The 16,579-nt window shown below is 72.8% G+C and carries 14 protein-coding genes; 10 read left to right on the top strand and 4 right to left on the bottom strand.

What is annotated here, in order from left to right; translation table 11 throughout:
- The first annotated feature begins 56 nt into the window (after positions 1 to 56).
- Both ACLGIH_RS04080 and ACLGIH_RS04075 read left to right on the top strand, forming a co-directional pair.
- Positions 57 to 869: an SAM-dependent methyltransferase gene (locus ACLGIH_RS04080; protein ID WP_416523834.1), complete on the top strand. Its 813-nt coding sequence runs from the start codon at positions 57 to 59 to the stop codon at positions 867 to 869.
- Positions 866 to 3,010 (top strand): putative bifunctional diguanylate cyclase/phosphodiesterase, encoded by a 2,145-nt coding sequence (locus tag ACLGIH_RS04075; RefSeq protein WP_416523833.1) that lies wholly within the window; start codon positions 866 to 868, stop codon positions 3,008 to 3,010. The genes ACLGIH_RS04080 and ACLGIH_RS04075 overlap by 4 nt, the downstream gene beginning before the upstream one ends.
- A 322-nt stretch (positions 3,011 to 3,332) precedes the next feature.
- On the opposite strand, the gene ACLGIH_RS04070 is transcribed toward ACLGIH_RS04075, so the two are convergent.
- Positions 3,333 to 4,217 (bottom strand): LysR family transcriptional regulator, encoded by an 885-nt coding sequence (locus ACLGIH_RS04070; RefSeq protein WP_416523832.1) that lies wholly within the window; start codon positions 4,215 to 4,217, stop codon positions 3,333 to 3,335.
- 130 nt (positions 4,218 to 4,347) lie between these two features.
- Between ACLGIH_RS04070 and ACLGIH_RS04065 the strand changes: the two genes are divergently transcribed.
- The 6 genes from ACLGIH_RS04065 to ACLGIH_RS04040 all read left to right on the top strand — a co-directional run bounded on the left by ACLGIH_RS04065 (position 4,348) and on the right by ACLGIH_RS04040 (position 10,450).
- Positions 4,348 to 5,019 carry a succinate dehydrogenase gene (locus ACLGIH_RS04065; protein WP_416523831.1) on the top strand — a complete coding sequence of 224 codons (672 nt, stop codon included), beginning with the start codon at positions 4,348 to 4,350 and terminating at the stop codon, positions 5,017 to 5,019.
- A 2-nt stretch (positions 5,020 to 5,021) separates the two neighbouring features.
- Positions 5,022 to 6,971, top strand: coding sequence for a fumarate reductase/succinate dehydrogenase flavoprotein subunit (locus ACLGIH_RS04060; RefSeq protein ID WP_416523830.1), 1,950 nt, complete (start codon positions 5,022 to 5,024; stop codon positions 6,969 to 6,971).
- Entirely contained in the window at positions 6,968 to 7,714 is a 747-nt protein-coding gene (locus tag ACLGIH_RS04055; protein WP_416523829.1) for a succinate dehydrogenase/fumarate reductase iron-sulfur subunit, read from the top strand. The genes ACLGIH_RS04060 and ACLGIH_RS04055 overlap by 4 nt, the downstream gene beginning before the upstream one ends.
- A gap of 228 nt (positions 7,715 to 7,942) precedes the next feature.
- Complete coding sequence (locus ACLGIH_RS04050; RefSeq protein WP_416523828.1) at positions 7,943 to 8,737, top strand: GNAT family N-acetyltransferase; 795 nt, start codon at positions 7,943 to 7,945, stop codon at positions 8,735 to 8,737.
- The gene (locus ACLGIH_RS04045; protein ID WP_416523827.1) at positions 8,737 to 9,594 is read left to right on the top strand and encodes a lysophospholipid acyltransferase family protein; all 858 of its coding nucleotides are present in this window, start codon (positions 8,737 to 8,739) and stop codon (positions 9,592 to 9,594) included. Before ACLGIH_RS04050 ends, ACLGIH_RS04045 begins: the two co-directional genes overlap by 1 nt.
- A gap of 46 nt (positions 9,595 to 9,640) precedes the next feature.
- Positions 9,641 to 10,450 carry a DUF2382 domain-containing protein gene (locus ACLGIH_RS04040; protein WP_416523826.1) on the top strand — a complete coding sequence of 270 codons (810 nt, stop codon included), beginning with the start codon at positions 9,641 to 9,643 and terminating at the stop codon, positions 10,448 to 10,450.
- Between the two features lie 292 nt (positions 10,451 to 10,742).
- Here the strand turns inward: ACLGIH_RS04040 and ACLGIH_RS04035 are convergent, their stop codons facing one another.
- Positions 10,743 to 13,106, bottom strand: coding sequence for an ATP-binding cassette domain-containing protein (locus tag ACLGIH_RS04035; protein WP_416523825.1), 2,364 nt, complete (start codon positions 13,104 to 13,106; stop codon positions 10,743 to 10,745).
- Positions 13,107 to 13,141: 35 nt separating this feature from the next.
- Positions 13,142 to 14,179: an LLM class flavin-dependent oxidoreductase gene (locus tag ACLGIH_RS04030; protein ID WP_416523824.1), complete on the bottom strand. Its 1,038-nt coding sequence runs from the start codon at positions 14,177 to 14,179 to the stop codon at positions 13,142 to 13,144.
- A 67-nt stretch (positions 14,180 to 14,246) separates the two neighbouring features.
- Between ACLGIH_RS04030 and ACLGIH_RS04025 the strand changes: the two genes are divergently transcribed.
- Entirely contained in the window at positions 14,247 to 14,738 is a 492-nt protein-coding gene (locus ACLGIH_RS04025) for a phosphatase domain-containing protein (RefSeq protein ID WP_416523823.1), read from the top strand.
- A 36-nt stretch (positions 14,739 to 14,774) separates the two neighbouring features.
- On the opposite strand, the gene ACLGIH_RS04020 is transcribed toward ACLGIH_RS04025, so the two are convergent.
- Positions 14,775 to 14,990: a dodecin gene (locus ACLGIH_RS04020; RefSeq protein ID WP_416523822.1), complete on the bottom strand. Its 216-nt coding sequence runs from the start codon at positions 14,988 to 14,990 to the stop codon at positions 14,775 to 14,777.
- A 275-nt stretch (positions 14,991 to 15,265) separates the two neighbouring features.
- Between ACLGIH_RS04020 and ACLGIH_RS04015 the strand changes: the two genes are divergently transcribed.
- Positions 15,266 to 16,531: an extracellular solute-binding protein gene (locus ACLGIH_RS04015; RefSeq protein ID WP_416523821.1), complete on the top strand. Its 1,266-nt coding sequence runs from the start codon at positions 15,266 to 15,268 to the stop codon at positions 16,529 to 16,531.
- Positions 16,532 to 16,579: the final 48 nt, after the last annotated feature.

The following is a 16,579-nucleotide window of genomic DNA, read 5'->3' as shown; positions in this document are numbered from 1 at the left end:
CGAGCGATCAGTAGCCTCTGCTCGAACACCGGATCGCCTACGCCTTGGAGAGATCGATGGAGCGTCCCGCCTGGGCCCCACGGAGCATCGACATGACGGTGCCGAGCGTGGCCCGTATCTATGACTTCTACCTGGGCGGTTCGCACAATTTCGAGGTCGACCGGGAAGCGGCCCGCAAGGCCATGGAGTTCATGCCGGGGCTCCCCAAGATCATGCAGGCGAACCGGGCGTTCATGCGCCGTGCCGTGCGCTTCGCCGCCGACGAGGGCATCACCCAGTTCCTGGACATCGGCTCCGGCATCCCGACCTTCGGCAACGTGCACGAGGTGGCCCAGCGGGCCCGGCCCGGCGCGCGCGTGGTGTACGTCGACCACGACCCGGTCGCGGTCGCGCACAGCCAGGCGGTGCTGGCGGGCAACGACGACGCGGACGTGGTGGCGGCCGATCTGCTCAAGCCCCAGGACATCCTGAGCAGTTCCCCGGTGGAGCGGCTGATCGACCTGAATCGTCCGGTCGCACTCCTTCTCGTTGCCATACTGCACTTCGTGGAAGACGCGGACGACCCCTACGCGGCGGTGGCCGAGCTGAGCGACGCCCTCGCCCCCGGCAGCATGCTGGTCCTCACGCATGCCTCGTACGAGGGCATCCCGCTCCCGCCCGAGCGGGCGCGGGGCACGGTCGACGTGTACAAGGACATCCGCAATCCGCTGATCATGCGTTCGCGCGAGGACATCGCGCGATTCTTCGAGGGGTACGACATGGTGGAACCCGGGCTGGTGCCGATGCCGCGCTGGCGGCCCGAGGTGGCGCCGGACGACGAGGACCCGTACGCGTTCTCCGGTTTCGCCGGCGTGGGACGTACGGCGTGATCGCGGAGCCGGACGGGCCGGAGGACAGACTGCGCCGGTTCGCGACGATCTGGAGCCGGGCCGTGTTCCCGGTGACCTCGACGTCGTCAACCCGGCCGGAGTTCGAGGACGAGCTGCTGCCGCTCGCCCGCAGGCTCAAGCAGGCGCTGCGCGCGCGTGGCTTCGACGCCGACGAGGGCAGGGCGGTCGGCGCCGCGCTCGTCGACGCCCACTGCACCGATCCGGAGGCGCTCAGCCGCACCCTGGACTGCGTCGACGCCTATCTGGTGCTCTACTGCGGCGAGGACGGCAACCACGAGGACCTGCGGGCCCGTTCGGCCCGGCTCCAGCACGCCATGGCGGCCGGGTTCGCCGAGGCGCTGCGCGAGCGGACCCTGGCCGAGCAGGAGGCCATCGCGCAGGCCGCCCTCCAGGCACAGGGCGTGGTCGCACAGGCGCTGCACGCCAGCGAGGCCCGCTTCCGCGCGGTCTTCGAGGGCGCCGCCATAGGCATCGGCATCGCCGACCTGGACGGCAACGTCCTCCAGGTCAACGGGGCGCTCATGCGGATGTTCGGCCTCGGCGACCAGCTGCTGCGCGGCCGCAACGTCCGGGACTGGACCCACCCCGACGACGCGCCGCAGACCTGGCGGCTCTACGACGAGCTGGTGCGCGGCGAGCGCGAGCACTACCACCTGGAGAAGGCCTTCTACCGGCCCGACGGAACGGTCCTGTGGACCAACCTCACCGTCTCCCTGCTGCGCGACGCCGACGGCACCCCCCGCTACCAGCTCGCCCTGATGGAGGACACCACCGAGCGGCGGCTGCTCAACCTGCGGCTGCGCTACGAGGCCACCCACGACGCGCTCACCGGCCTGCCCAACCGCAGCTTCTTCTTCGAACGCCTGGAGAAGGCCCTGAACGCCGGCCCGGGACGGCGCTTCGGCCTGTGCTACCTCGACCTGGACGGCTTCAAGGCGGTCAACGACAGCCTCGGCCACGCGGCCGGGGACCGGCTGCTCGTCGAGGTCGCCGACCGCCTCCAGTCCTGCGCCACCGCGCCCGGCGAGATGGTGGCCCGGCTCGGCGGCGACGAGTTCGTGGCGCTGACCACCGGTCCGGACACCCCGCGTGAGGTCGACGAACTGGCCGGCCGGATCATGAACGCGCTGCTCGCCCCGATCAGCGTGGACGGCCGGGAACTGACCGTGCGCGGCAGCATCGGCGTGGTCGAGGGACCGGCGGGGGAGCGCAGCGCGGCGGAGGTGCTGCGCAGCGCCGACATCACCATGTACCGGGCCAAGTCGGCGGGCGGCAACCGGTACGAGCTGGCCGACCCGGAGGCCGACGCCCGCGTCATCACCCGGCACGGGCTGACCACCGCGCTGCCGATGGCGCTGGAACGCGGCGAGTTCTTCATCGAGTACCAGCCGCTGGTCCGCCTCGGCGACGGCAGCGTGCGCGGCGCGGAGGCCCTGGTGCGCTGGCTGCATCCGCAGCACGGTGTGCTCGGCCCGGACCGGTTCATCCCGCTGGCCGAGCACACGGGGCTGATCGTGCCGCTGGGCCGCTGGGTGCTGGAGCAGTCGGTGCGGCAGGCCCGCGAGTGGCGGGAGAGGTACGGCGCGCAGACCGCAGCGGGCCCGCTGCGCATCAACGTCAACCTCTCGCCCTGCCAGTTGCACCACCCCGGCCTGGTCCAGGACACCGTCGACATCCTGGAGCGCGCGGGCGTCACACCGGACGCGCTGTGCCTGGAGGTGACCGAGTCGGCGCTGATCGGCGCGGACGACGACCTGCTCAAACCGCTGCGGCGGCTGGCCGAGATGGGTGTCGACATCGCCCTGGACGACTTCGGCACGGGCTACTCCAACCTGGCCAACCTGCGCCGGCTGCCGGTGAGCGTCCTCAAGCTGGACCGCTCCTTCACCCAGAGCATGCAGCAGTTCCCGGCGGACCCCGTCGACCTCAAGATCGTCGAGGGGATCGTCTCCCTCGCCCACAGCCTCGACCTGGCGGTCACCGTGGAGGGCGTGGAGACGGGAGCCCAGGCCGAACAGCTCCGCATACTGGGCTGCGACACGGCCCAGGGCTGGTACTACGCCCGTCCGGGGCCACCGGAACGGCTCCACGAACTGGCACTGGTGGACGCCACAGGCTGACCGGTCGGCCAGCGGCCGCCGCCCCACACGGCGGCCCCGGCCACTACCCCGGCCCCCATCCACCGCCGCCCCAGGGGCGCGGGGAACTGCGCGCTCAGCCCCCACCACCCGCACCCGGGAAACAACGCTCTCCAGCACGGCGCGACCGCCGCCCGGCCGACGGCAGGGCGCAGTGCACGGCGCGTCCCCGAGACGCCCGGCCCCCATCTGTCGCCGGGCGGCCCGGCTCCCCAGGGGCGCGGGGAACTGCGCGCTCCCCCCCACCACCCGCACTCCGGAAACGACGCTCTCCACGACGGCGCGACCGCCCGCCGGGCCACGCTCACCTCTCCAGCAGCATCCGCTGCAACTCCCGCGCGGCCCGAGGCGGAGCCACATCGCTGCGGTGCGCCAGCGCGATCGTCCGGTGCAGCCCCGGCCGGGCCAGCGGGGTGACCCGCAGCCCGCGCCCGGCCCGCGCGGCGACCATCCGCGGCACCACGGCGACCCCCAGCCCCGCCCGCGCGAACCCCAGCACCGCGTCCATCTCCCCGCCCTCGACCGCGAAATCCGGCTCGAACCCCGCGGAGCGGCACGCCGCCACCGTCAGCTCCCGCAGGTCGTACCCGTGCCGGAACATCACCAGCCGCTCTCCCTCCAGGTCGGCGATGCGTACCGCGCGCCGTCCGGCGCCGGGGCGGGGCGCCTCCGGGGACGACACCACCACGAGGTCCTCGCGCAGCAGCTCCACCGTGGTCAGCGCCGGCGACGGGGTGGGCAGCGGCAGGACGACCAGGGCCAGGTCGAGCGCACCGCGCGCCAGCTTCCGTACCAGGTCGTGGGAGCCGCCCTCCTCGATCATCAGCCGGATGCCGGGATAGCGGTCGTGGAAGGCGCGCAGCACGTCCGGCAGCAGGCCCGTGCACAGACTCGGCGTGGCCCCCAGCCGAACCCGGCCGCCGCGCAGCTGCACCAGCTCCTGCACCTCGTGCCGGGCGGTGTCGGCGTCGGCCAGGATGCGCCGGGCCAGCGGCAGCAGCGCCTCCCCGGCGTCGGTCAGTGTGATGTTGCCCCGTGCCCGCAGGAACAGGTCCGCGCCCAGCTCCCGCTCCAGCGCCTTGATCTGCTGGGACAGCGACGGCTGCGCGACGTGGACGGCCTCCGCGGCCCGGGTGAAGTGCCGGGTCTCGGCGACCGCCACGAAGTACTGGAGCTGCTGGAACTGCATCCGCCCAGAATAGCCTGCTATAGGTTTTCCCTATCGAATCAAGCTGGACCATGTCTTGGACCGATGAGGCCACTCGGCCCTAGCGTCTGGTGCCATGGCTCTGGCAACGCGGACGGACCGACGGCCGTCCATGGCACGCACCGTGTGGGACTCGACCGTCGGCAAGAAGACCGTGATGGCGGTCAGCGGGCTGATCATGCTGCTGTACCTGATCGCCCACATGATCGGAAACCTGAAGATCTACTTCGGGGCGAGCGAGTTCAACGCCTACGGGCACTGGCTGCGCACCGTCGGCGAGCCGTTCATGCACTACGAGTGGACGCTCTGGCTGATCCGCGTCGTCCTCGTCGTCGCGGTCGTCGCCCACGCCGTCTCCGCGTACCAGCTCAGCCGCCGCGACATCAAGGCCCGGCCCAGCAAGTACGTGCACTCCAGGCCCCGGGCGAGCTACGCGACCCGCACCATGCGCTGGGGCGGGATCATCCTCGGCCTGTTCATCGTCTGGCACATCCTGGACCTGACCACGGGCACCGCGCACCCCGGCGGCTTCGAGACGGGCAAGCCCTACCAGAACGTCGTGGACACCTTCTCCACCTGGTACGGCAACGTCGTCTACATCGTCGCGATGCTCGCCCTCGGCCTGCACATCCGGCACGGCTTCTGGTCCGCAGCCCAGACCCTCGGCGCCGGCAGCCGCACCCGCGACCGCGCCCCGAAGACCGTCGCCAACGTCCTCGCGCTGCTGCTCACGGCCGGCTTCATCGCCGTCCCCGTGGGCGTCATGACCGGAGTGGTGAGCTGACCATGACTTCCTACGCCGACTACACGACCGGTGAGCCGGTCTTCGACACCAAGGCCCCCGCCGGGCCCGTCAACGAGCGCTGGGACAAGCGCCGCTTCGAGGCCAAGCTGGTCAACCCGGCCAACCGGCGCAAGCACACGGTGATCGTGGTGGGTACCGGCCTGGCCGGCGGCTCCGCCGGCGCCACCCTCGCCGAACAGGGCTACAAGGTCGTCCAGTTCTGCTACCAGGACTCCCCGCGTCGCGCCCACTCCATCGCGGCGCAAGGAGGCATCAACGCGGCGAAGAACTACCGCAACGACGGCGACTCCGTCCACCGCCTGTTCTACGACACCGTCAAGGGCGGCGACTTCCGGGCCCGTGAGTCCAACGTGCACCGCCTCGCGCAGATCTCCGTCGAGATCATCGACCAGTGCGTGGCGCAGGGCGTGCCCTTCGCCCGCGAGTACGGCGGCCTGCTCGACACCCGCTCCTTCGGCGGCGTCCAGGTCTCCCGCACCTTCTACGCCCGCGGCCAGACGGGCCAGCAGCTCCTGCTCGGCGCCTACCAGGCGCTGTCGCGGCAGATCGCCGCCGGCAACGTCGAGATGCACCCGCGCACCGAGATGCTCGACCTGATCGTCGTCGACGGGCGGGCCCGCGGCATCGTCGCCCGCGACCTGATCACCGGCAGGATCGACACGTACTTCGCGGACGCGGTGGTGCTCGCGAGCGGCGGCTACGGCAACGTCTTCTACCTGTCGACCAACGCGATGAACTCCAACGCGACCGCCATCTGGCGGGCGCACCGGCGCGGCGCCTACTTCGCCAACCCCTGCTTCACGCAGATCCACCCCACCTGCATCCCGCGCACCGGCGACCACCAGTCCAAGCTGACGCTGATGAGCGAGTCGCTGCGCAACGACGGCCGGATCTGGGTGCCCAAGGCCAAGGGCGACACCCGCCCGCCGAACCGGATCCCCGAGGACGAGCGCGACTACTACCTGGAGCGCATCTACCCGTCCTTCGGCAACCTCGTGCCCCGCGACATCGCCTCCCGCGCCGCGAAGAACGTCTGCGACGAGGGCCGCGGCGTCGGCCCCGGCGGGCAGGGCGTCTACCTGGACTTCGCCGACGCCATCAAGCGGATGGGCCGGAAGGCCGTCGAGGCGAAGTACGGCAACCTCTTCGACATGTACCAGCGGATCACCGACGAGGATCCGTACGAGGTGCCGATGCGGATCTACCCCGCCGTGCACTACACCATGGGCGGCCTGTGGGTGGACTACGACCTCCAGACCACCGTCCCCGGCCTGTTCGCGATCGGCGAGGCCAACTTCTCCGACCACGGCGCCAACCGGCTCGGCGCCTCGGCGCTGATGCAGGGCCTGGCCGACGGCTACTTCGTGCTGCCCGCCACCATCAACGACTACCTGGCCCGCAACCCGCACAAGGACGAGGTCGACGACACCCACCCGGCCGCCGTCACCGTCGTACGGGAGACGAAGGACCGGCTGGAGAGGCTGCTCGCCGTCGACGGCGACCGCACCCCGGACTGCTTCCACCGCGAACTCGGCGAGCTGATGTGGGAGTTCTGCGGCATGGCCCGCACCGACTCCGGTCTGCGCAAGGCGCTGGAGCGGATCCCGCAGATCCGCGAGGAGTTCTGGCGGCGCATCAAGGTCCCGGGCACCGGCGAGGAGTTCAACCAGTCCCTGGAGAAGGCCAACCGCATCGTCGACTACCTGGAGCTCGCCGAGCTGATGTGCCTCGACGCGCTGCACCGGTCGGAGTCCTGCGGCGGCCACTTCCGCGAGGAGTCCCAGACCCCGGACGGCGAGGCGGCCCGCAAGGACGACGAGTTCGGCTACGCCGCAGCCTGGGAGTTCACCGGCACCGGCGAGGCTCCGACCCTGCACAAGGAAGACCTGGTCTTCGAGTACGTCCACCCCACCCAGCGGAGCTACGCATGAGGCTCACCCTGCGCGTCTGGCGGCAGAAGAACGCCGGCGCCGACGGCGCCATGTCCACGTACGAGGTGGACGGCATCTCACCCGACATGTCCTTCCTGGAGATGCTCGACACCCTCAACGAGGAACTCATCCTCAAGGGCGAGGACCCGGTCGCCTTCGACCACGACTGCCGCGAGGGCATCTGCGGAGCCTGTTCGCTCGTCATCAACGGCGACGCGCACGGGCCCGAGCGCACCACCACCTGCCAGCTGCACATGCGGTCCTTCGAGGACGGCGACACGATCGACATCGAGCCGTGGCGGGCGGCGGCCTTCCCGGTCGTGAAGGACCTGGTCGTCGACCGGTCCGCGTTCGACCGGATCATCCAGGCCGGCGGCTACATCACCGCGCCCACCGGCTCCGCGCCCGAGGCCCACGCCACACCGGTGCCGAAGCCGGACGCCGACCTCGCCTTCGAGCACGCGGAGTGCATCGGATGTGGCGCCTGTGTCGCCGCCTGCCCGAACGGCGCGGCGATGCTGTTCACCTCCGCGAAGGTGAACCATCTGAACGTGCTGCCGCAGGGGGCGCCCGAGCGGGAGACCCGGGTGCTGGACATGGTGGCGCAGATGGACGAGGAGGGCTTCGGCGGCTGCACCCTGGCCGGGGAGTGCGCCACCGCCTGCCCGAAGGGCATCCCGCTGATGTCCATCACCTCCATGAACAAGGAGTGGCTGCGGGCCGCGCGGAAGGTGAAGCGGTAACGCCGCAGGGGATCGAGGCACATCGCGTCCCTGCGGGGTGTCTCAGTGAACGTTCGCCGACAAGGTGCGGACGGGCGGGGCCGGGAGTGGTGCTCATCCCGGTCCCGTCTCGCTTCCCGACCCTGGCATTCAGCAAGCGCACATCCGCTCTCCCGGCACTGGACACGCGCCGGACAGCCGGCGTCGGAAGAACTGTGGCGGACCCGGCACCCGACCAGGAGAGCAGCCATGAGCGGCGTACTGACCGTCGACCGTCCCCCGCAGCCCACCGCACCCGCCCGTTACACCGTCTCCCTCGCTCGAGACGAGGAGGACGTGCGTGCCGCGCAGCGGCTGCGGCACGACGTGTTCGCGGGGGAGATGGGTGCCCTGCTGTCCGGCCCGCAGCCCGGGCTCGACGTCGACGCCTTCGACGCGTACTGCGACCACCTGCTGGTGCGCGAGGAGACGACCGGGGAGGTGGTCGGTACCTACCGGATGCTGCCGCCGGAGCGGGCGGCGGTCGCCGGCCGCCTCTACGCGGAGGGCGAGTTCGACCTCACGGGGCTGGACGCCATCCGGCCCCGGCTGGTCGAGGTCGGCCGCTCCTGCGTGCACCCCGACCACCGCGACGGTGCCGTCATCGGGCTCATCTGGGCCGGCATCGCCCGCTACATGACCGACGGCGGCCACGAGTGGCTGGCGGGCTGCTGCTCCGTGCCGCTCGCCGACGGCGGCGCCCTGGCCGCCGCGACCTGGGACCGGGTGCGGAACAACAAGCACCTGGCCCCGCCGGAGTACCGGGTGCGCCCGCTGCTGCCGTGGGCCCCGGGCACCGAGCCGTCCGCGGCCTCCGCCGACCGGACCGTAGCCCCCGCCGAGCTTCCCGCCCTGCTGCGCGGCTACCTCCGCCTGGGCGCCTGGGTGTGCGGCGAGCCCGCGCACGACCCGGACTTCGGGGTCGCCGACCTGTACGTGCTGCTGTCGATGCGCCGGGTCAACCCGCGCTATCTGCGGCACTTCCTCTCCCTCGTCCCGGCCTGATGAGCGGCTGGCTGCCCGCCGCGCCCTGCACGCCCGGCGCGTGCGTGGAGCCGCCGGGAGCCGTGGCCCGCGCCGTACCCCGGGCCGTGCTGCGGCTCACGGCGGTGGCGGTACTGCTCCTCGCCGGCGTCGCCCTGTCGCCGCTCGGCCCCCGGATCCCCGCCGGACTGGTGCGGCGCTGGTGCCGGTGGCTGGTCCGGGCCGCGGGCGTCCGGGTCCGGATCACCGGCGCCGCCGCGCCCGCCGGCGGGCTGCTCCTCGTCGCCAACCACGTCTCCTGGCTCGACATACCGCTGCTCGCCGCGGTCCGTCCGGCCCGGATGCTCGCCAAGACCGAGATCCGGCGGTGGCCGGTCGCGGGGCCGCTCGCCGCGCGCGGAGGCGCCCTGTTCATCGAGCGGGACCGGCTGCGCGCCCTGCCCGGCACGGTGGCCCGCATCGCCGAGGTGCTGCGGGGCGGCACCGCGGTCGCGGTCTTCCCCGAGGGCAGCACCTGGTGCGGCCGGGCATCGGGCCCGTTCCGCCGTGCCGTCTTCCAGGCCGCCCTCGACGCCGGCGTACCCGTCCAGCCGGTCCGCATCCGCTACTCGGCCGAGGGGCGGTCGCTGAGCACCGCGCCCGCGTTCGTCGGCGAGGACACGCTGCTCGCGTCGCTGTGGCGGGTGGCCTCGGCCCGCGGGCTGGTGGCCGAGGCGCGGGTCTGCCCCGTGATCCCGCCGGGTGCACACCCCGACCGCCGGTCCCTCGCCCGCGCCGCCCGGCCGGCGGACACGCTCCCGGAACACGATCACCGGCGGAAAGTACCCTTCGAAAAGTACGTGACCTTTGTGGCTGATGTGCCGTTTCCTGGCAGTTGATGCGGAGAACCGGAGAGCAGGCACTCCGGAAGGAGGGTGATGCCAGATGATCACCCGCGAAGAGATCACCCAGCTGCTGGACCACCCCGTCTACGACGGCGACGGCAACAAGATCGGTGAGGCCAAGCACGTCTTCTTCGACGACGCGACGGGCCGGCCGGAATGGGTCAGCGTCAAGACCGGATGGTTCGGCTCCAGCGAGTCCTTCGTACCCATCCGCGACGCGAACCTGGTGCAGGACCACCTCGAGGTTCCCTACCGCAAGGACCAGGTCAAGGGCGCGCCCCACGTCGACGTCGACTCGGGCGGGCACCTCTCGGAGAGCGAGGAGCACCGTCTGTACGACTACTACGGCATCAACTGGGACAGCGTGCTGTTCGAGGCCGAGCGGTCCGGCGACGGTGGCCGCGCGGCGGGCGCCGCCGGGTACGGCCGTACCCCGGACCGGACGGGCATGGGCGACGACGACGCCATGACCCGCTCCGAGGAGCAGATGCACGTCGGCGTCGAGCGCCGTGAGACCGGCCGGGCCCGGCTGCGCAAGTACGTGGTCACCGAGGAGGTCGAGCAGACCGTCCCGGTGCGCCACGAGGAGGTGCGCGTCGAGCGGGAGCCGATCACGGACGCCAACCGCGACGAGGCGCTGTCCGGGCCGGACATCAGCGACGCCGAGCACGAGGTCACGCTGCACGAGGAGCGCCCGGTCGTGGAGACCGAGGCGGTGCCGGTGGAGCGCGTGCGGATGACCACCGAGGAGCACGCCGACGACGAGACCGTCCGCGGCCAGGTCCGCAAGGAGCGCATCGAGACGGAGGGCACCGAGGACGACATGCCGAGGCGGCCGGACCGCGAGTGACCCGGCCGGCGCCCCGTCCGACGGCGCCCGCCGCGGGGCGGGCGCGTGCGCCCTGACACTGCCCGGGCCGCCGACGGCGCCCGGGCACACGGGCACGCCGGGGGCACACGGGCACGCCGGGGGCACACGGGCACGCCGGGGGCACACGGGCACGCCGGGGGCACACGGGCACGCCGGGGGCACACGGGCACGCCGGGGGCACACGGGCACGCCGGGGACGGCGCGGCGACGCACACCGCCGAAGCCCGGGCCGCCTCTGCCACCTGCATCTGCCGCCCGCCTCTGCCGCCCGTCACGGCCGCGGCGAACCCGTCAGGGCCCGCGCCAGATACGGCGCCGTCGCACTGCCCGCCGCGCGGGCGACCGCCGCCGGGGTTCCCGCCGCGACGATCCGGCCCCCCGCGTCACCGCCGCCCGGGCCCAGGTCGATCACCCAGTCCGCGCCGGCCACCACGGACATGTCGTGCTCGACCACGACCACCGTGTGCCCGGCGTCCACCAGGCCGTGCAACTGCCGCATCAGAACCGCCACGTCGGCCGGGTGCAGACCGGTCGTCGGCTCGTCCAGCAGGTAGAGGGTGTGGCCGCGGCGGCCCCGCTGCAACTCGTTCGCCAGCTTGATGCGCTGCGCCTCCCCGCCGGACAGCTCGGTCGCGGGCTGCCCGAGCCGCAGATAGCCGAGGCCCACGTCGAGCAGGGTGCCGAGGCTGCGCGCCACCGCCGGGGTGTCCGTGAAGAACTCCGCGGCGCTCTCCACCGTCAGATCCAGCACCTCCGCGATGTTCCGCCCCTGGTACGTCACGTGCAGCGTCTCGGGGTTGTACCGCGCCCCGCCGCAGTCCGGGCACGGCGCGTACGTACTGGGCAGGAACAGCAGTTCCACGCTGACGAAGCCCTCGCCCCGGCAGGTCTCGCAGCGCCCCCCGGCGACGTTGAAGGAGAAGCGGCCGACGCCGTACCCCCGCTCCCGGGCCGCCTCGGTACCCGCGAAGACCTTGCGCACGACGTCGAACAGTCCGGTGTACGTGGCGAGGTTGGAGCGCGGGGTCCGCCCGATCGGCTTCTGGTCGACGAAGACCAGCCGCCCCACGCCGGGCAGCCGGTCGGTGACCTCACCGACCAGCGTGGACTTTCCGGAGCCCGAGACGCCGGTGACCGCCGTCAGGACGCCGAGCGGGAACTCGGCGGTCACCCCGCGCAGGTTGTGCCGGGTGACCGGGCCGAGCGTCAGTGTGCCGTGCGGCTTCCTGGGCTCACGGGCGGGGGCGGGGGAGCGGTCGAAGAGGTACCGGGCCGTCAGCGAACCCGCCACCCCGGCCAGCTCCGCCGGCGGCCCGCTGTGCAGCACCCGCCCGCCGTGCTCGCCCGCCCGCGGGCCGACGTCCACGATCCAGTCGGCGCCGCGCACCACGTCCAGGTGGTGCTCCACCACGAACACCGAGTTGCCCGCCGCCTTCAGCCGCTCCAGCACCGTCAGCAGCGCCTCCGTGTCCGCCGGGTGCAGCCCTGCCGACGGCTCGTCCAGGACGTACACCACGCCGAACAGCCCGGAGCGCAGCTGCGTCGCGAGGCGCAGCCGCTGCAGCTCGCCCGCCGACAGGGTGGGTGCCGCGCGGTCGAGGCTCAGATAGCCGAGGCCCAGCTCGACGACGGGCCCGATGCGGGAGGTGAGGTCGGCGGTGAGCACCCGGGCCGCCTCGCCGTCCGTGGGCAGCAGCGCGGGCAGCTCGGAGAGCGGCAGGGCGGCCAGCTCGGCGATGGTCCGGCCCCCGACGGTCACCGCCAGGGCTTCGGGCCGCAGCCGGCTGCCGCCGCAGGCCGGGCAGGGCGCGCCGGTGAGGAAGCGTTCCGCCCTGGCGCGCAGGGTCGCGCTCTTCGAGTCCGCGAACGTCTTCATCACATACCGCCGGGCGCTCATGTACGTGCCCTGGTACGGCCGCTGGATCCGCCCGGCCTCCCGCACCGGGTGCACGGTGACCACCGGCTGCTCGTCGGTGAACAGGATCCATTCCCGCTGCTCGGCGGGCAGCTCGCGCCAGGGCCGGTCGACGTCGTACCCGAGCGCGTCGAGGACGTCGCGCAGGTTCTTGCCCTGCCAGGCGCCCGGCCACGCGGCGATCGCGCCCTCGCGGATCGACAGCGACGGGTCCGGGACCAGCAGCTCCTCGGTGGTCCGGTGCACCCGCCCGAGCCCGTGGCACTCGGGGCACGCCCCCGCCGCCGTGTTGGGCGAGAACGCGTCGGAGTCGAGCCGTTCGGCGCCCGGGGGGTGGTCGCCGGCCCGGGAGAACAGCATCCGCAGCGAGTTCGACAGGTTGGTGACCGTGCCGACGGACGACCGGGACGTCGGCGCCGTGCGGCGCTGCTGGAGTGAGACGGCGGGCGGCAGCCCGGTGATCTCGCCGACCTTCGGCGCACCGGCCTGGTGAATCAGGCGGCGCGCGTACGGAGCGACCGACTCGAAGTACCGGCGCTGCGCCTCGGCGTAGACCGTGCCGAACGCCAGTGACGACTTGCCCGAGCCCGACACGCCGGTGAACACGGCCACCACGTCACGTGGGATGTCGACGTCCACGCCCTTGAGGTTGTGCTCACGGGCGCCTCGGACGCGGACGTACGGATCGTGGGTGCTGTGGTGGGCGTGGGGGTCGTGCATCGCGGGCTCCGGGGGAGGGGACAAACCCCGCGATCCTACGCCTGTGCCGCCCCGAAGATCCGCGCGAGCCGCCGGTGGGAGTCGAGCAGGGCGGCACGGTCGTGGGTGCTCGTGGTCACCAGCACCTCCTGCGCCTCCGTCTCCTTCAGCAGCGTCTCCAGCTCGTCGGCGACCTGCTCCTGGGTGCCCGCGATGTGGCCGCCGAGACCGGCCTCGTAGAAGCCGCGTTCCTTGTCCGTCATGGCGCGGCTCTCGACCGCTTCCGCGGGCGGCAGCGGCGGGAAGGAGCCGTGGGTGCGCGAGTACGCCATCGACCAGGCCTCCGGGACCAGCAGCCGCCGGGCCGCCTGGGGGGTCTCGGCCACCGCGACGGTGCCGGAGACGACCACGTACGGCTCGCTCGCCCACGCCGAGGGGCGGAAGTCCGCGCGGTAGCGGTCGATGCCGCGCCGCATCCGGTCCCGGTCGCGCAGGTCGCCGATGACCATCGGCAGGCCGGCCCGGGCAGCGACGGCCGCGCCCTCGCCCATGGCCAGCACGAACGGCGGAACGGCCAGCCCCTCCGCCGGGCGCGCGTGGACGCCCGTGGGGGAGGTGCCGGCGAACCAGCCGAGCAACTCGGCCAACTGCTCCTCGAAGCGGTCGGCGGCCCCCTTGTCCCGCCCCAGTGCCCGGCGCACCCCGTCGGTGAAGCCCACCGAGCGGCCGAGGCCCATGTCGATCCGTCCCGGGAACAGCGACTCCAGCACCCCGAACTGCTCGGCGACGACGAGCGGCTGATGGTTGGGCAGCATCACCCCGCCGGTGCCCACCCGGATCGTCCGCGTCGCCCCGGCCACCGCGGCGGCCAGCACGGTCGGCGCCGACCCGGCCACCCCGGGCACACCGTGGTGCTCCGACACCCAGAACCGGTGGTAGCCGAGCCGCTCCGCCTCCCGTGCCAGCGTCACCGTGTCGCGCAGCGCCTCGCCGGGCGGGTGGCCTTCGCGGGTGCGCGAACGGTCGAGGACGGAGAAGCGGGTGCGGGCGGTCCGGGTGGTGGCGGTCCGGGTGGTGGAGGTCGACGAGGTCACACGGGGTACAACATCTGACCGCCCGCCGCATTCCCACCGCCCCGCGGGGTGCCCGTATCGTGGCGGCGTGACCGAGAGCAGCAAGCGCCCGCTGGCCGTGTTCGACCTGGACAACACCCTCGCCGACACCGCGCACCGGCAGCGGTTCCTGGAGCGCCGGCCGCGCGACTGGGACGGGTTCTTCGCCGCCGCGCCGCACGATCCGCCGCTGGCGGAGGGCATCGCGCTGGTCCGCGAGAGCGCCGAGGAGTGCGAGGTCGTCTATCTGACCGGGCGGCCGGAGCGCTGCCGGCGCGACACGCTCGACTGGCTGGCCGCGCAGGGTCTCCCGGAAGGGCGCGTGTACATGCGGCGCGACGCCGACCGCAGGCCCGCCCGGCGCACCAAGCTGGAGATCCTCGGCCGGCTCGCCCGTACGCGCGACATCCGCGTCCTGGTCGACGACGACGAGCTGGTCTGCGAGGACGCCGAACGGGCGGGATTCACCGTCGTACGGGCCCGCTGGGCGGCGCGGTCCGCGGAGCTGAAGGTCGCGCAGGAGCGCGAAGGGCGCACCTGACCCGCACGTGACCGCCCGGGCCCCCTCGGGCGGGGCTCAGTCCGCCTCATCCAGCCGGAACCCGACCTTCAGACCGACCTGCCAGTGGGCGATCCCGCCCTCCTCGATCTGGCCGCGCACCTGGGTCACCTCGAACCAGTCCAGGTTGCGCAGCGTCCGCGAGGCGCGCGAGACGCCGTTGCGGATGGCCTGGTCCACGCCGTCGGGCGAGGTGCCGACGATCTCCGTGACCCGGTAGGTGTGGTTCGACATGCGGGTGCTCCTCTCCGCGGTGACGACGGCGTCACGTGGGGTGCGTGCCACTCCACCGTGCCCCAAGCCGTGCCGGAGCGCGAGACGGCGGTACTGCGGTACGGCGGTGCGGTGGGCATCGGCGCCCGGCGCCCCTTGACCTCCGCATTGGTCCATACCAAAATCCAGCACACCCGTACGAGCTATGCGCTCCTCCCCCCACGTCGGGCCCCTTGCCCGTGCGCCGGACAACTCCGGCCGCGCCGCCCTGTCCGTCAGACAGAACAGGACCCCTCGTGAGACGTCGCCGCCTGCTTGCCCTTGCCTGTGCGTCCGCCGCCGTGCTCAGCGGATGCGGAGTGCTCTCCCAGGACGGCGGGTCCGAACGGCGCACCGTCACCGTGTGGCTGATGAAGGACAGCGCCTCACAGGACTTCCAGCGCCGGTTCACCGAGGAGTTCGAGCGCGCGCACCCCGGCCTCGACCTCGACGTCCGCATCCAGCAGTGGACCGGCATCGGCGAGAAGGTGCAGGCCGCGCTGAGGGCGGACGGCACCGACGGACCCGACGTCATCGAGGTCGGCAACACCCAGGTGGCGCAGTACGCCGAGGGCGGCCGGCTGCTCGACCTGACCCTGGAGTCGATGCGGGACTGGGGCATCGAGGACTGGCTGCCCGGCCTCGCCCAGCCCGGCGAGTACCTGTCCCAGCAGTACGGCATCCCCTGGTACGCCGCCAACCGCGTCGTCATCTACCGCACGGACCTGTTCGAACAGGCCGGTATCACCGCACCGCCCCGCACCCGGGACGAGTGGCTGGAGATCACCGAGCGGCTCGACACGGACGGCAACCAGGGCATCTACCTGGCCGGCCAGGACTGGTACACGCTCTCCGGCTTCGTCTGGGACGAGGGCGGCGACCTCGCGGTGCAGCGCGGCGCCGTCTGGGAGGGCGCGCTGCACACCCCGGCCGCCCTGCGCGGCATGGACTTCTACCGCGAGCTCCAGGCGCTCGGCGACGGACCCGTCGACGCCGACGAGGAAAGCCCGCCGCAGGCAGGGGTGTTCGCCGACGGCAAGGTCGCGCAGATCGTGGCGGTGCCCGGGCTCGCCCAGGCCGTCGTCCGGCAGAATCCGGAGCTGAAGGGCAGGCTCGGCTTCTTCCCCGTGCCCGGCAAGACCGCCGGCCGGCCCGGTGCCGTCTTCACCGGCGGCTCCGACCTGGTCATCCCGAAGAACACCGACGAGCGGGAGGCCGCCATCGCCGTGGTCGAGGCGCTCACCGGGAAGAAGTGGAACACGGACCTGGCCCGCACCATGAACTACGTGCCGAACAAGAAGTCGCTGGCCGGCGCGGTGGCCGGCGAGGAAGGGGTCGCGGCCATGGCGGCCGGAGCCGCGCAGGGCCGGGCGACCCCCGGCACACCCCTGTGGGGCAGGGTCGAGGCGGACAACCCGATCAAGGAGTACATGACGAAAGTGCTCACCGGATCCGATCCCGGGACCGAGGCCCGCCGCGCCTCCGAGCGCATCACCGCACTCCTCGACCCCGACGCGGAATGACACTCCCGTGGCCGGGGCCTGCCCTGCCGGGGCCCGGCCTGCCGGAGC

Origin of the sequence: Streptomyces hamibioticus, from assembly GCF_047946815.1 — a bacterium.
Lineage (GTDB): Bacteria > Actinomycetota > Actinomycetes > Streptomycetales > Streptomycetaceae > Streptomyces.
Note: the sequence above shows the minus strand (reverse complement) of the source record. Positions and strands in the feature narration are given on the sequence as shown.